The sequence below is a fragment of the Methylobacter sp. BlB1 genome, assembly GCF_015476545.1.
Taxonomy (GTDB): domain Bacteria; phylum Pseudomonadota; class Gammaproteobacteria; order Methylococcales; family Methylomonadaceae; genus Methylobacter.
Genome location: NZ_JADMKV010000055.1, coordinates 13,742 through 29,403 on the forward strand (window position 1 = coordinate 13,742; position 15,662 = coordinate 29,403).

A 15,662-nucleotide genomic window follows, 5' to 3' on the forward strand; every position below is an offset into this window, starting at 1 on the left:
CGTCTGAATTAAGAAAGTTTTACCACGAAGGGCACGGAGAATACGAAGTTTTTCTTCAGCTTTTTCCGCAGCTTAAATGTAGGGTACGCATTGCGTACCTTTATTTAGATCTGAGTGATTTTAAAAGGTATGCAATGTGTAAATACGGCGCTATTACTTTATCTCCAGCCGTCTGGCTAGCCGGTGCAGGTTGCCGCGGTCCAGGCCCAGGCGGCGCGCCGTTTCCGACCAGTTCTGGCCGGCTTCGGCAAGCGTGGCGAGAATACGTTCGCGCTGGAAATTCTCGACCGCCTGGGCGAGCGATAGCTCGGCGTCTTTGGCCGTTGTTCCGTCCGTACTTTTTTCGTTTTCGGCCATGATATCGAGATCGACCGGTTCCAGCACCACCGATCGTCCCTGAATCGAAGCGGCGCGCAGGACGGCCCGCAGTATGACGTGCTCCAGTTCGCGGACGTTGCCGGGCCAGGGATAAGTGTTGAGCAATTCGATGGTCGCCGGCGCCATGCGGACATGATCCAGGCCAAGGCGTGCGCGGGCCTGGGCCAGAAAGTAATCGGCCAGCAGTGCGATGTCGTCGATCCGCTCCCGCAACGGCGGCACATGCAGTGGATAGACGCTGAGTCGGTGGTAGAGGTCGGCCCGAAACCGCCCCTCCTTGACTTCCTCGGCCAGATGCCGGTTGGTTGCGGCAATGATCCTGACGTCGGCGCGGTGGCTTTTATCCGAGCCCAGGCGCTGGATTTCCCCGAACTGGACCGCACGCAGCAGCTTGGCCTGGATCGAAAGCGGCAATTCCCCGACTTCATCCAGGAACAGAGTGCCGCCGCTGGCGAGTTCGAACTTGCCGGCGCGGTCGGTGTTGGCGCCGCTGAAGGCGCCGCGCACATGCCCGAACAGTTCGCTTTCGGCCAGCGACTCGGGCAGCGCCGCGCAGTTCACATAAACCAAAGGCTGGCCGGCCCTCAGCGAGCGGGCATGGATGACGCGGGCGACCACTTCCTTGCCGACGCCGGTTTCCCCCAGCAGCAGAACCGTCAGATCGGATTTGGAAACAATATCGATTTCACGACTCAAACGCTGCATGACAGGACTTTCTCCAAGCGCCTGATTGCTGCGCTGCAAGGTCTCATTGACCAGTTCGCTGGCGACCAGCTCCCGGTGTCTTGCCAGACGCTCCAGCGTGCTTATATAGGTCTCGTAGCGCAACGACACGGTGGCGAGCGCGGCGAAAGTCTGGAAGACCTGATCGTCGATATGATCGAACGCGCCGGGCTCCAGGGCATCGGCTGACAGTACGCCGAACAGCGTGTTCTCGTTATAAAGACTGCAGCCGACGCAGGCGTGAACGCCCAGCCGGCCGCCGGCATCGTTCAGCAGCATCGCATCGTAAGGATCAGGCCTGCTGTCATTGGCGGCGAACCGGACCGGTGTTCGCGATTGAATGACGGCGGCTAGCCGCGGATGCTGTTCCGGCCGGAATGTCTGCTCCTGCACTTTCGGCGACAGGCCGTAGGTCGCGACCGGGACCAGGATGCCATCCTGATAGCGCAGCAGTGCACAGGCATGATTGCCGGTGATTTTCGCGAAGATGTTCAGAAATCCGGTGTAGCGATCCTTCATGGAAAGGTTCGCTGTCAGGCTCAGGACGACGGCGCGGATGGCCTCGTCCAGGGGGTCAAATTTCAAAGCGGTATTCATATGAAGGCAAGTAGTCAATTTGATACAGAGTGTGTCAATAAGACATCGCCGTGTCCAGCGTTATCTACGCTGGTTTGTCTATTAATGAATGAGAGCATTCGTTTGCTGGTATTGGTTAGTGTGATGTCATTTAGACATCATCTCAATTTGGCTGTCAAAAATTTTATGTAAATACAACGACTTAAGAGTTGGCATGCATTGTGCTAAAAGGCTTTGGATTATCCGGTCAGCGTTATAACGCGTGTGCTGAATTTATATTTCATGAGCTTAAGGCCCTTTTACAGAAAAGGGGACTTAGATGCTTAGCATAACTTATGGACGGCAGTGCCGTAAAAAGCCTGAGCATGGCACTAGTTGTATCGAATCGATATTTATCGATACAATTGCAGCGATACGGGCGACGAGAAATCTGAAATCTTTAAACGGCAGGCTGGCGCCTGCAGGGGAATAGTAAGTCAGGCACTCATGGCGATCATCTACAGTAAACGACTGCGCGGCTGGCGTTTCGGTTTGTTCAATCTCTGCATGGGCTTGGGGCATGCCGTCGTTATTTTCAATGCCGGCGCCTATATCGCCATGCTGCCGCGCGTGGCCGGCGGACTGGGCATTCCTCCCAGTTTCGCGACCTGGACCCAGACCGATTACATGATCGGTCTGGCCCTGGCTTTCCCGGTGGGCGGCTGGCTGTCGCGCCGCCTCGGCGAATACCGGCCGTTCGTAGTGGCTTTTGTTGTTTTCGCGCTGGCTTCGTTTATCTGCGCCTATGCCACATCATTATACGTTTATTTGGCCGGGCGCATTCTGCTCGGATTTTCCGGCGGAGTGACGCTGCCTCTGGGCCAGTCCATGATCATGAAGGAATATCCCGATAAGCATAAATCCGTAGGAATCGGCGTCTGGAGCTTGTTTACACTGACGCCTTTCACGTTCGGGCCTCCGATTGGCGGCTGGATAGCCGATAACTTGGGCTGGCGCTGGCTGTTCGTGTTCAATATCCCGATTGCGCTGGCGATCGCCGGCATTGTCGGCGCGCTGCTGTACCGGCGCGGCTACAAGTCGATTCAGCGCCGTTTCGACATGGTCGGCTTTGTGCTGCTGGTTATTGTCCTGGGCGGCTTTCAGACTCTGCTGAATCAGGGCAATGACTGGGACTGGTTTAATTCAAGCTATATCACAACCTTGACAGCGGTTATAGTCATTGCCTTGATCTTTTGGGTAATCTGGGAATTGAGCATCAAGCATCCTTTTCTGGATATTACTCTGTTCGCGCACCGGAATTTTACGATCGGCGCCCTGATCATGTTCACAGGATTTTTGTGCTTTCAGGGGCTTCTGTCGCTATTGATCGTACAGTTGCAGTTGGCGCTGGGTTATTCCTCCTGGCTGGCAGGCCTGGTATTTTTGCCTATGGCGATTTTCGCAAAGCCCATGGCCGGGGTGTTCCACGAAATCGTTAAGCGCTTCGATGCGCGCCTGCTGGCTTTTTTTAATTTGCTGGGCTTTGCGGCGACTTATTTCTGGCTGAGCCGCTTCTATGTGAGCGATGCCTATGACCAGCTGTTCTGGCCCAAACTGCTGGAAGGGGCCTGCCTGGGCAGTTTCTTTGTGCCGTTGACGGCGCTGCTGCTGCACGGATTGCCGCCGGAGCGCCAATGGCGGGCTGTGGAACTGGCCAGCCTCATGCGCATAGCGGCCGGCGCCATCGGCATCGCGGTGCAGGGCATTGTTCTCTACCGCCGGACTCCGTTCCATATGACGCGCTTCGCCGAAGAGCATACTGTCTTTGACCCGATTCACGAACAATCATTGGATATCCTGGTCGAGGCAGGCTTTACAGAGTCTACGGCCCTCGCCAAGTTTGCGAAACTGGCGGCGCGTGATTCGGCCATCCGGGCTATCAATGACGCCTACTGGATTGCCGGTTGCATTTTCGTCGGCATGGCGATTCTGGTCTGGTTTGCGTATCCGACCCGGCAGCCTGCCAAACGCACGCGTGAACAGGCCCTGCGGCGCACCGCCCAAGAATTACTCGACGAGGAGCCGTAATGAGCAAATATCATACAAGCCGCGCTTTGCCGTTTTCAGTCATATTGGTAGCGCTGTCCGGCTGCGCCTGGTTTGGAGAAGAAACCAAGCGCGCCGAGATGATCGCCATGCCGGCTATGGAACGGACATTATCGGAGGCGCATGGGGCGCTGCCTGCCGATGGCAAATGGCCGGAGCAGGCCTGGTGGCAGATTTTCGGCAATGCGGAGCTGAATCGCCTGATTGAAACGGCCGTGGCCGATAATCCGGGCTTCAAGGCCACAGAGGCGCGTCTGCGCCAGTCACAGGCCATGGTTGATGCGCAGGCGGCCGAGCTTTATCCGACTGTCGACGCCAATGTCACTTTTACTGCCCAGCGTTTCTCGGCCAACAGTACCGAAGCCAAGCTTGCCGGTGATCACTTCCGCAAGCTGGTGATCAACCCGTTCATACTGCGCTATCACATTGACTTCTGGGGGCAGGACAAGGCGGCGCTGGATGCAGCCGTCGGCGAGGCCTTGGCTGCCCAGGCCGAGCTGGCCGACGCCCGGCTGGTGCTGTCTGTGGCCGTCGCGAACAGCTATTTCGATCTGGTGGCCGCTACTGAAAAACTGAATATGGTCAAGGCGATTGTGGCCTATCGGGAAAACCTGACAAAGCTGGAGCAGGTGCGTGTGGACACAGGCCTTGCTGCTACGACGCCATTGCTGTACTCGCAGACGCAACTGGGCGTGGTGCGTGAAATCGAGGCCGCTAGCAGGGCCGAGGTCGAGCTGCAAAAGAATCTGCTGGCCACGCTGGCCGGCAAGGGGCCTGACTGGGGGCGGAGCATCACGGTCGAGCGCTTCGCCTTTCCGAAGCGCCTGGCATTGCCTGGCAATTTGCCGCTGCATCTGCTGGCGCACCGGCCTGATGTCACGGCTGCACGGCTAAGAGCGGAAGCTGCGGCCCATGAAATCAAGGTCGCCGAGACAGCCTTTTACCCGGACGTCAACCTGATCGCTTTTGCCGGCTTTCACAGCGTCAGCATGTCGGATGTCATATTGCAGGGTTCCAGCCTTGCCTATGCAGTTGGTCCGTCTATCGATTTGCCGATTTTTGAGGGCGGCCGGCTGCGCGCCAATCTGAGTTATAAGGAAGCAGCCTACGATGCCGCCGTGGAGCGGTACAACAACAGCCTGCTTCACGCCGTTCAGGAAGTCGCCGACTCCCTGACCCGCTGGCGCGACATCGACACGCGCCTGACCGAACAGCGTCAAACCGTGGACGCCATCGCCGGAACCAGCCGCCTTGCAGAGACCTTGAACCGCACCGGGCTCAACAATCGCAGCGAATTGCTGGAAGCGAGCGCCGTCGAATATGAGCAACGCTATCGATTAGCCGTGCTGGAAGGCGAGCATTTCAAGGCCGCCGTTCAGGTCATCAAGGCATTGGGGGGCGGCTATTCCAATGATAAGGAGCATTAATTAAATATGGGCAATAACATCATTCGCCCCAAAGAAATCATGCGCGCGCGTAGCCGGCGTCTGAAAACGGTGACGCTGATCGTCTTGCTGGCGAGCGTCGCTTATTTCGGTTATTACTGGTATGCCAGCCGGAATTGGGTATCCACTGACGATGCTTTCGTCACCGGGCATCTGGTCACGCTGAAGGCGCAGACGGAGGGGACGGTCGTCGAGATTCTGGCCGAAAACACGCAGGCTGTGAAAAAAGGCGACGTATTGGTCCGGCTCGACGGCAATATTGCCCAAATCGCCCTGCAGCAGGCGCAGGCCGAACTGGGCGAGACTGTGCGCGACATCATCACGCTGACGGCGAAAATCGATACGCTGAGCCAGCGCATCATCGCCCGGCAGGCCTCGTTGAACCAGGTGCGGCACGATCTCAAGCGCTTTATCGCGGCCGCACAGGACGGCGCGGTTTCAGACCAGCAGGTGCAAAACGCGCAGGACAAGATTCGCGAACTGGAGGCCGCGATCCAGGAAGCCCGGGCCGAAAAAGCCGGCGTCGAAGCCCAGGTCGAGGGCGTGCCGGTCGAGCGCCATCCGGCCGTTGAAAAAGCCAAGAGCCATGTGCGGCGCGCCTTTCTGGATTATCACCGCCGCAACGTAGTCGCGCCGGCGTCGGGCTATGTCGCCAAGCGCCGCGTTCAGGTCGGCGACAACGTCAAGGCCGGCGCTGTGCTGCTCGCGATCGTGCCGCTGGACGATCTGTGGATCGAGGCCAATTTTTTGGAGACGCAGATTGCAGGTATTCGCCCTGGGCAGCCGGCTGAAATCAGGGTCGACGCCTACGGCAAAGACCTGGTCTACCACGGCAGGGTAGAAGGGCTCAACCCCGGCACCGGCAGTACGTTTGCGCTGCTGCCCACCGATAACGCTACCGGCAACTTCATCCATATCGCAGAACGCCTGCCGGTGCGCATCGGGCTGGACCCCGAGGATCTGAAGGAAAATCCCCTGCAGCCGGGCTTGTCCACGCTGACGCGCGTCAATATCAGCGAAACGGGCGAACCGTTGTTGACATCTTCGGCCAGTACGGCTGGGGATGCTTACCGGACCAGCATTTACGATAATGAGCTGGATGGCGTGGAGTCGTTGATAGAGCGGATCATCGAAGAGAACAGCGTGCCGGGCAGTCAGATTAAAGCCCTGCAATAAAGAGCCGCATTTTGGGGGCGACTTCGCCTACCAACAGTAGGCGCTTTAGGCGAAGCGCCTACTGTTGGCAGTCGCCTTGATGTCTTGCAGCAGGCTGCAGCTGGACGGGGCATGTTGCCCCGTCCGGAACGTTTGGCGATGGTTAAGCGCAGCCATTTAGCTCAAATACCTCAAAACGTTAGGGACGGGATTGCAAACCCCGCCCTTCTCCTGGCTCCCCATCCTGTTCCAGAGATCAGTACTATCGCTATCAAAACGCAAATTTCAATAGCAAAACAAAACCGGTCACAGCAATCAGCCCATGAAGCAGGGCTAACCATTTAGGCATTAAACTGGTAGTTAGGTCGCGGAAAATCAGGACGAACCCGCCAAGCGCCGCGATAATGAACAAAATCAGGCTTGCGATGGGCGCCGGGCTGTATTGAAAGGCGTAGATGATAAGCAACACAAGCCCTGTGAAGGCTATAGGGCCATGTGTAAATGTTATGGCTTTGGGCGTTTCTTTCCCTCTCAGCACAAAGATCAACAGAAAAATGCCGAGTAGAGCTGCAAGTGAAAATAAGACGATGGCTGCAGTAATCATTGCCTGGCTCTCCCAAAATCAGTGCTGGTTGTTGGCTTCTTTTTTCGGCAAATCAACTATAGCGGGTCCTTCGATCACCTGGCCGTCAACCGTAAAACGGCTGCCGTGGCAGGGACAATCCCAGCTTTTTTCTTCTTCGTTCCAGTTGACGATGCATTTCATATGCGTGCAAACGGCTGAAACCTGGTGCAGTTCTCCGGCTTCATCCCGATAGACGGCAAATTTCTCGCCTTTTATATCGATCGTTTTGCCTTCATCGGGCAATATGCCGGAAAGCCGATCAACTTCAGCTTTATAAGGGATATCTTTTATGTAATCCATGAACACATGGATGCTCTCTTTTATAAAGCGTCCTGCCGATTTGAGCGGATTGTGTCGGCGGGGATCGTAAAGCTTAGACCAAGGGTTTTCGATGCCTAGAATCAGGTCACTGATGATCATGGCGCCCAGCGTGCCATACGTCAGTCCGTCTGCGGCAAAGCCCGTGGCAATGTAAACATTGGCTTTATCGTTAGTGGCGCCTATGTAAGGCAAGCCATCGGCCGATTTATAGCGCTGCGCGCTCCAGTGGTAGTCGACGGACTTCACATCGAAGTGGTCCCTGGCATAGGCTTCCAGGCTCTGATAACAGACTTCATTGTTTTTCTTGTGCCCGACTTTATGCGATTCGCCCAGAACAAGCAGATAGTTTTCACCGCTTCTGCTGGTGTAGGAGCGTATGGAATAATGACTGGAGCTACTGACGACCCAGAAAATGCCTTCAGGATAGCTGCCTGAATTCAGTTTGACGGCAATCGCATATTCCCTGTAGGGTCCCAGCAGGGTATGAATGGCGAAGACGCCTTTGGGCGTGTGCGTCGCATGGATGATTTTGTCTGCCGTCACGGTGCCGTTTTCTGTATACAGAATGTTCGGGGAACCCTCTGCAATGCGAGTGACTGGGGTGTTTTCGAATAGTGTACAGCCTGTCCGATGAGTATGCGCAGCCAGTGCTTTGACATACTGCATGGGATTGAATTGCGCCTGGCCCTCGACACGAAGGGCTTTGCTAATAATGAAAGGCAAGGGGGCTGTGCTGTCCAGATGAGCATCCAGGCCCGCATCGAGACAGGCTTTATATTCTTTTTCGACAAGTTTATCGCTATTCCCGGTTTCCGATAACAGACGCCAGGGCCGCCTGTGAAAGTCGCATTCAAGAGAGAAGCCATGAATGATATCTTCTATCTGTTGAACGGCGGCGGCCCGTGAGGCGGCCACGGCCTGAATCGTTTCCGTATCGAACTTGAGCTGGAGTTTTTTCAACATTTCTCCAACACTGGCGTAGAGATTGCCGGTAGAAAAACCGGTCGTGCCGCCGCCGATATCCCGCGCCTCAAGCACGGCGACGCTTTTGCCCGCGTTCGCCAATAAGTAGGCGGCAGTTATGCCGGTAATGCCGCCGCCGACAATGGCGACATCTACGTTTAAATCTTCCTGTAGGGAACTGTAACGGCTGGCTTCGGCATCGTCTTTCCAAAGGGAAGTCTTCTTCATAAATACCTCTGTCCACGACCAAATCAGGGAAAATTTACTGAAGTTTACCGGTTAAAAAAGTGCTGTATATGATAAAAATCAGAGGAAGTAGATCGGTCAAATTAATCGTAGGGTATGCATTGCGTACCTTTACTATGAGCGCAGTACTTGGGCAGATTCTAAAAGGTATGCAATGCGTGCCCTACATCTAAAACTGGCCGGGTAAATTTTCCCAGCCCAGTTCCGTTATGACGCGGCTGTATACCTGATCGAGCGGGGCTGTAATATCCACTGGCCGGCCGGAATAGGGATGGGCGAACGCCAGGCCGGTTGCCGCCAGAAGCAGTTGATGGCAGTTGAAATGCGTCCTGAAAAAATCGTTGTGCCGGCCGTCGCCGTGCGTAGTGTCGCCGACGATGGGATGGAAAATATGCTTCATGTGCCGCCTGATCTGGTGCTTGCGCCCGGTTTCGGGCGATAGTCGGAGCAGGGAATAGCGACAGCTCGGGTAGCGCCCTACCGCGTGGGGCAACTCGACTGTCGCCAGGCGCCGATAACGGGTCACGGCAGGTTGCGCCTGTTTGTTCGGGTCGGCTCTGGCATCGGTCATTTTGTCCAGCTCTTCCTTCAGGGGATAATCGATGGTGTCCATTTCAGCGGTATGCCCGCGCACGACGGCTAGATAGGTTTTCCTGATGCCGTCGCCCATGAATGCAGCCATCATGCGTCTGGCCGCTTCGGGGCTCAGTGCGAACAACAGTACCCCGGCGGTCGGTTTATCGAGCCGGTGCACTGGAAACACACGGCGGCCGAGCTGGTCGCGCAGCATTTGCACGGCAAACCGGGTTTCATGCCGGTCGATTTCGGAACGGTGTACGAGCAGGCCGGCCGGTTTATTGACGGCGACGAAATAGTCATCCTGATAAAGAATTTTCATAAGATAAAATCGAGAACCCGGTTCAAGTCTGAGGAAAGCAACTGTAATTTATCGGGGCGGGGCAGCTTTTTGATGGCGAATTCGCGTTTGCTGGCGGAGCTGCGGTCGTGGCCGGTTTCAACATAAACCAGTTCTTTGGGCTGGCGTCCGCGAAAATACTTGGCGCCCAGTCCGTTGGTATGCTCATGAAAGCGCCTGTGGACGTCATTGGTAATGCCCGTGTAGAGCGAGTCGTCGGTGCAACGGATGATATAAACGGACCAGTACATCAGACGGCAGTGCCGAAGACAGAACCGACAGCGGCCGTCAATCCCATGGCCAGCGCGCCCCAGAACGTGACGCGGCAGGCGCCTTTGAGCCGGCTTGCGCCGCCGGTGTAGGCTGCAAGCATGCCGAGCAAGGCGAGGAAGAACAGCGATGACGTAATCACCGATGCCAGCAAATAGGCGACAGGGGCGATCAGTACAACCAATAAAGGCATGAGCGCGCCGACGGCAAACGTGGTGGCCGACGTCAACGCGGCCTGAACCGGGCGGGCGGACACCGCCGACGAGATGCCCAGCTCATCACGGGCATGGGCCTCCAAGGCATTGTGTTGCATCAGCTGTTCAGCAACTTGCTCGGCCAGGCCTGGTTCCAGGCCGCGTTGGATATAAATGGCCGCCAGTTCATTTTTCTCATAGGGTTCATTTTCATGGAGTTCCCTGCGTTCTCGGGCCAGATCGGCCTGTTCGGTATCGGCCTGGGAGCTGACTGATACGTATTCTCCCGCGGCCATCGACATGGCGCCGGCTACCAGCCCCGCCACGCCGGCCAATATAATTTCGTTAAAGGCTGCGTTGGAAGCGGCAAAGCCGGCGATTAAGCTCGCGGTGGATACGATGCCGTCGTTGGCGCCTAAAACGGCCGCGCGCAGCCAGCCTATGCGATGGGTGCGATGGGTTTCGGGATGATGGCGGGGCATGGGCTGTCCTTAAATAAAGGAGATTGGTTCATCGTGGCGACGCAGCTTTCAGAAGCGCCGGCTCATGGCTCTGTAAAGGTACGCAATGCGTACCTCACGAAGCTTCGTGGTTTACATGATTACAGCGCCGAAGCCAGCGGCAATACGACTTCGACACAATAGCCGCCCAGCTCATTGGACTGGCTGAGCTTCAGCTGGCCGCTATGCTGTTGAGCGATCAGTCGCGCCGTAGTCAGGCCCAGGAGATAACCGCTCGTGGCCTGATCCAGCACAATGTTCTGCTGGGCAAGATCGATCAGGCCGGTTTCGGAAATGCCCGGCCCGTCATCTTCAATCCTTAAATGAATGGACTCATCGATTTCGACGCTCAGCAAGACTTTGGACTGGGCCCATTTGCAAGCATTTTTGAGCAGGTTGCCGGACAGTTCAAGCAGGTTTTCACCATCCATTAACAAAACGTCGGTTTGCGGCATGATAAAGGTAATGTCCAGATTCTTTTCCTGATACATGCTTTCCAGAACGCTGATCAGCGTCAATATTTCCTGTTCGATATCGCATTCTATAACCGACGGATTCGGGGTTGCCTGGAAAATTGTCTCAAGCATGCGCTCCGCGTTGACAGGTTGCGCCTGCAATGGAGGATCAACTGCGGGCTCTGATTGTACGGTCTCTTGGTCCGGCAATTGCTGCAGCTCGGCTAAAGGCAGTTTTGTCACGTGTTTCAGTGCTTCAGGATTATCGCGCGGGTGCAGTTCGGGGTGTTGATCCAACACATCCAGCAACTGATTGGTTACTTCGACCAGCGGTGATACTTCCTTGGGCACATCAGTATCGAACCGGTCTATTTCGCCCTGATCCAGCGCACTGATCTGCTTTTTTATGCGTTTTAAAGGTTGGAACATGTGATTAAGGATAATGATCTGCATAGCTATCAGCAGCAGCAACATAGCCAGTGCTATCAGCATGAACCGGGATTGGAAAGGCTTGATGAATGCCAGTGTCGGCGACAGGTCTTCAGCGACTGCAACGGTAATGGTCCGGTCATGTTTATTGTAACCGTAGGCCATGACCAGTAGGGATTGCTGCTGTGGTCCGGATAGATAAAGCCGGCGCTTTTCACCTTCGCTCAGGTCCGGAATAATTAATTCCTTATCCCACAGCGAACGCGAGCGTATTAGGTCGTCATTGCTGCGCAGCTGATAATATCGCCCTGAAAAGGGCTGCAGGTAGACAGGATTGATTTGTTTCGTATTCAGCGTGATTTTTTCATCTTTATCAACCTGAGTTGCAGCCAATACGCTTTCGGCCTCCTGCGCCAAGTGCGACATCACGTATTTTTCGGCTATATCCTGCATGGTGCTGTCGGTCAGCCACCATAAAGTTGGAAATATAATGATTAAACTAATCACTAAAGCAACGCTGAGGCGTTGTTGCAATGATTTCATGCAAATTGTTCCTTCAATTTAGTCAATTCCACTTATTTTCAATTTGTAGCGGTTGCATTTTTCTTGGAGCCCTTTTTTCTCGCTAATATTAATGGGTCGGATTGCAGTAATTGGCCGGATTGCGCGTTGACAGTCAATGTCTGAACGATACCGTCTCTGTCAGTGATGTCTATTTTATAGAATATCAGCTTATTTTTCGTTTCTAATTTGATATCCATAACCGGCCCTGGATATTGTTCCATATACAAGTTCAGAATGCTTTCCAGTGGCTGCACGATACCGTCATCGAGTAGTTTTTTAGCCTGGTCATGATCATCCACGGAGGCGCTCATGGCCATGCAGCTTTCACACATCAGAACGGAGAAAACGCTGAGCAACAGCAGTTTCCGCAAGCACTGGAAAATGCCCGGCAAATAAATATGACGGCCAGCATGCAGGCGGTTAACGTGCTGTTGCCGAGCGTGCGAGGTTTCAGAGGATAAAATGGTCGTTATCATTTTTCAGCCCAATCTCATAAAAATTAACGGTATTCTTTCCGGTAAATTCGACAAATTCGCCGTATTAAAAATCGGAAAGCGTTTTCGGCGGTATCGCCGCCCGTAACGCATTCAATACTGCAATGACATCAATAATCTCCTGGGTGATGGCTCCCGCGACCGGAGTCAGATAGCCCATTCCGGCCGCTATCATACCGATTATGCTAAGCGACATGCCACCTATTGCGCTTTGCAGCGCGATAGCGCGCATGCGTTCGCCGATATGGAAAAGCTCGTCGACTTTTAGCAGCGAACTGTCCATGATCACGGCATCGGCGGATTCGCCGGTAATATCGCTGTTCTGGCCGAAGGCGATGCCTATGGTCGCGGCAGTCAGTGCGGGAGCATCGTTGATGCCGTCGCCCAGGAAAACGGTTTTCGCCGCTTCGGTTTCCCGGCGCACGATGTCCAGCTTCTGAGTTGGACTCTGCCCGAAGTAAACATGTTCAATCCCAACCTGCTCGGCCAGATAGCAAACTTCCGATTCGCGGTCGCCCGAGACCAGCATGACCCGATCAAATAGATGGCTTGGCCGCAGGTGAGTGATAAAGGATGAGCTGTCAGCGCGCACTTCATCGCGAAACTGCAGCGTGCCGGCATAAGCGTCATTAATCAATACGACGCATTCCAGGCCGCCGCCGACGGGCGGCAATTCCGCTGCCGGCTGAAGGGCAAGAAATTTCTGGCGGCTGGTGATCTGGACCCGCTTGCCTCCCACTTCACCTTTTAATCCCTCGCCGGGTAGTTCCATGATATTGGTGACATTTAATAAGGGCAAAGCGGATTTTTTGGCGGCTTTGATGATGGCGCCCGATAAAGGATGCTTTGAGTAGCGCTCCAGGCTGGCGATCAGGGTCAGTACGTCGCGCTCATGATGACCATTGCCGGGAATTAAGGCGGTCAGCGCCGGGCGGCCGTAGGTCAGCGTGCCGGTTTTGTCGAAAATCGCCGTGCGGCAAGTGCCTATAGTCTCCAGAATGGCCGGATTCTTGATGATAATCTCGCGCCGCGCCGCCAGTGAAATGGAACTGATGATCGTGACCGGAATGCCGATCAGCAAAGGGCAGAGGGTGGCGATGACCAGCACGGCCAGAAAACGGATCACTTCGCCGCTGGCCAGCCAGGCAAACAGGGCGATGGCAACCGCCACCGGCATGTAAACCGCGCCCAGCTGATCGCCCAGGCGTCTGAGCTTGGGGCGATGCTGCTCGGATGAACGCATGACTTCCATGATCTTGGCATAACGTGAATCGACGGCAAGCTTGTCGGCGCGAATGGTCAATGCCGTATCGCCGTTGACGGCCCCGGACAGCACTTGCGAACCGCGGACTTTCGACATCATGTATGGTTCGCCGGTCAGATAGGATTCATCCATCGTGCCGGCGCCTTCCAGCACTGTGCCGTCGACCGGACAGATCTCATGCGGCAGAATCAATAAAGTATCGCCGATAACGACTTGCTCGGTGGTAATGTCGATGAGCGTATCGGCTGATTTGCGGTGTGCGACGGACGGCATGCGCCTGGCCAGCGCTTCCAGCACTGAAGAGGCCCGGCGGACCGCGTAGGATTCCAGCACCGCGCCGCCGGCCAGCATTAGCACGACCAGGCTGCCGGCCAGATATTCATGCAGCAGGACGGCCGTGACAATGGACATGCCAGCCAGCAGGTCGGCGCCCAGATCGCGCTGCAACAGCTTGGCGAGCAACTGGTAAAGCAGCGGCGCGCCGCCCAGAACCAGGACGGCGATCAACGGCAGTTCTGCCAGTGAGATGCGAAAACCGAACTGCCCAGAGTAAATGTCTGCATCCGGCGCAGTCAGTGAGACATTGCCCGACAGCGTATAAATTTCATGGCCTGTATCGAGCGCATAGCGCATCACCAGGTAAGCGCCGATGCCGAGCAGGCTCAAAACGGAAATGAGGCTTTCCGATCTTGAGGTTGCTTGTTGGGTATGGGCCATTTTTTAAGTTTATGAGTGAAGATCAATGTCCTCGGTTATTTATCTGATAGACGCTTATAGCCATGAATCATGGCTTTTACCAGGCTTTCACGGTGGATATAGCTTCCGACGGCGACACCCAGAATATGCGCAACAACCAGCAACAGAGCGAAGTTGGCGAAAAATTCATGAACTTCTTCCCACAATTTTTCATGGCGGGAGTCGACGATTCCGGCCAGAGGACCTGCTCCCTGATCGGCTCCGTAAACCGCAAAACCCGAGATAACGGTCAACAGCAAACTGACCAGCAAAAGCACAATCATGGCGGCTCCGGCCGGATTATGGCCCAGGTAGCGCCTGGATTTCAATGCTATCATGTCTTTGAGGTAGCTGATCGATTGGCCGGGGCTGCACAGAAAATTCGAAAACCTGGCGTATTGATTGCCGATAAATCCCCAGACCAATCTGAAGATCAGCAGCCCGAAAACCAGATAGCCGGCCCAGACATGCGGGGTCAGGAAATCATCCTCTGTCAGATAGGCGGCAAAGAAAGCCGCTACCAACAGCCAGTGGAAAATTCTTAAAGGCAGATCCCAAACCTTAATCCATTCTTGCGAGTTCATAGTGCTGTTCCTTAAGTATAGACAGATATTACTGTATCAAAGCCGCATGAAATAAAAATGAATTCTGTCCGCAGTGAGCCTCGAAAATATTGAGGCAAGACAATTTATAAGCATTTTTTATTGAAGCTGCTAGCAGGCCCTTTAAATATACATCTTTGTGGTTCTTCCGGTCTCATCATGCAGATTCATCATCTGAACTGCGTTAAGGTCCTTGAGCAGGCGTTCAAATGCTTCGGCCGGCAAGGGTTTTGAGAACAGATACCCTTGCCCATAGTCGCAGCCGACACTGGTCAGCAGGTCGCGCTGCTGGGCCGTTTCCACGCCTTCTGCGACCACCTTGATGCCGAGCTTGTGCGCCATGACGATAATGGCTTCGCAGAGCGCCATGTCTTCGGAGCCGGGCGCCAGGTTGCTGACAAAGGCCCGGTCGATCTTGAGGTAGTCGATGTCGAATTTTTTCAGATAGGACAGCGACGAGTAACCGGTGCCGAAGTCATCCAGAGCGACTTGCACGCCGGCATCGCGGAAATCGAGCAATTGATCGGTGATGGCCGTGCTCGCATCCAGCAATAAGCCTTCAGTGATCTCGATAACGACGCATTGTCCAGGTAGTCCCTGTTGTTGCAGATAATCGAACCAGGCGGCATGGTTGTTGGTTTCATTATGGAACTGAATGGGCGATTTGTTGATGCTGACCTGGAAATCCGGATGGTGCCGTTCTCGCCAGTGCTTGACCTGGC

At 54.9% G+C, this 15,662-nt stretch carries 14 protein-coding genes; 3 read left to right on the plus strand and 11 right to left on the minus strand.

What is annotated here, in order from left to right:
• Positions 1-153: 153 nt before the first annotated feature.
• Positions 154-1,686, minus strand: a complete 1,533-nt coding sequence (gene norR / locus IT781_RS17090; protein ID WP_228779239.1) for a nitric oxide reductase transcriptional regulator NorR — start codon at positions 1,684-1,686, stop codon at positions 154-156.
• 477 nt (positions 1,687-2,163) lie between these two features.
• Between norR and IT781_RS17095 the strand changes: the two genes are divergently transcribed.
• Genes IT781_RS17095 through IT781_RS17105 form a run of 3 tightly spaced genes read left to right on the plus strand, consistent with a single transcriptional unit; the run spans position 2,164 to position 6,383 of the window.
• Positions 2,164-3,744 (plus strand): DHA2 family efflux MFS transporter permease subunit, encoded by a 1,581-nt coding sequence (locus IT781_RS17095; protein ID WP_194971390.1) that lies wholly within the window; start codon positions 2,164-2,166, stop codon positions 3,742-3,744.
• Entirely contained in the window at positions 3,744-5,189 is a 1,446-nt protein-coding gene (locus tag IT781_RS17100; protein ID WP_194971391.1) for an efflux transporter outer membrane subunit, read from the plus strand. The genes IT781_RS17095 and IT781_RS17100 overlap by 1 nt, the downstream gene beginning before the upstream one ends.
• Positions 5,190-5,195: 6 nt before the next feature.
• On the plus strand, positions 5,196-6,383 hold the full coding sequence (locus IT781_RS17105; protein WP_194971392.1) for an HlyD family efflux transporter periplasmic adaptor subunit: 1,188 nt from the start codon (positions 5,196-5,198) through the stop codon (positions 6,381-6,383).
• Between the two features lie 250 nt (positions 6,384-6,633).
• Here the strand turns inward: IT781_RS17105 and IT781_RS17110 are convergent, their stop codons facing one another.
• The 10 genes from IT781_RS17110 to IT781_RS17155 all read right to left on the minus strand — a co-directional run.
• Positions 6,634-6,966, minus strand: coding sequence for a hypothetical protein (locus IT781_RS17110; RefSeq protein WP_194971393.1), 333 nt, complete (start codon positions 6,964-6,966; stop codon positions 6,634-6,636).
• Positions 6,967-6,984: 18 nt separating this feature from the next.
• A complete protein-coding gene (locus tag IT781_RS17115; RefSeq protein ID WP_194971394.1) occupies positions 6,985-8,499 on the minus strand; it encodes an FAD-dependent oxidoreductase in 1,515 nt (504 codons plus the stop codon).
• 187 nt (positions 8,500-8,686) lie between these two features.
• Positions 8,687-9,415: a tRNA pseudouridine(65) synthase TruC gene (gene truC, locus IT781_RS17120; protein ID WP_194971395.1), complete on the minus strand. Its 729-nt coding sequence runs from the start codon at positions 9,413-9,415 to the stop codon at positions 8,687-8,689.
• Positions 9,412-9,684 carry a GIY-YIG nuclease family protein gene (locus tag IT781_RS17125; RefSeq protein WP_194971396.1) on the minus strand — a complete coding sequence of 91 codons (273 nt, stop codon included), beginning with the start codon at positions 9,682-9,684 and terminating at the stop codon, positions 9,412-9,414. The genes truC and IT781_RS17125 overlap by 4 nt, the downstream gene beginning before the upstream one ends.
• Positions 9,684-10,379 carry a VIT family protein gene (locus tag IT781_RS17130; protein ID WP_194971397.1) on the minus strand — a complete coding sequence of 232 codons (696 nt, stop codon included), beginning with the start codon at positions 10,377-10,379 and terminating at the stop codon, positions 9,684-9,686. The genes IT781_RS17125 and IT781_RS17130 overlap by 1 nt, the downstream gene beginning before the upstream one ends.
• Before the next feature lie 119 nt (positions 10,380-10,498).
• Complete coding sequence (locus tag IT781_RS17135; protein ID WP_194971398.1) at positions 10,499-11,824, minus strand: ATP-binding protein; 1,326 nt, start codon at positions 11,822-11,824, stop codon at positions 10,499-10,501.
• A gap of 38 nt (positions 11,825-11,862) precedes the next feature.
• A complete protein-coding gene (locus tag IT781_RS17140; RefSeq protein WP_194971399.1) occupies positions 11,863-12,321 on the minus strand; it encodes a PepSY domain-containing protein in 459 nt (152 codons plus the stop codon).
• 64 nt (positions 12,322-12,385) lie between these two features.
• The gene (locus IT781_RS17145) at positions 12,386-14,320 is read right to left on the minus strand and encodes a heavy metal translocating P-type ATPase (RefSeq protein ID WP_194971400.1); all 1,935 of its coding nucleotides are present in this window, start codon (positions 14,318-14,320) and stop codon (positions 12,386-12,388) included.
• A 35-nt stretch (positions 14,321-14,355) separates the two neighbouring features.
• On the minus strand, positions 14,356-14,922 hold the full coding sequence (locus IT781_RS17150; protein WP_194971401.1) for a cytochrome b/b6 domain-containing protein: 567 nt from the start codon (positions 14,920-14,922) through the stop codon (positions 14,356-14,358).
• Positions 14,923-15,063: 141 nt separating this feature from the next.
• On the minus strand, positions 15,064-15,662 hold a 599-nt coding region (locus IT781_RS17155), incomplete at its 5' end, for an EAL domain-containing protein (RefSeq protein ID WP_194971402.1).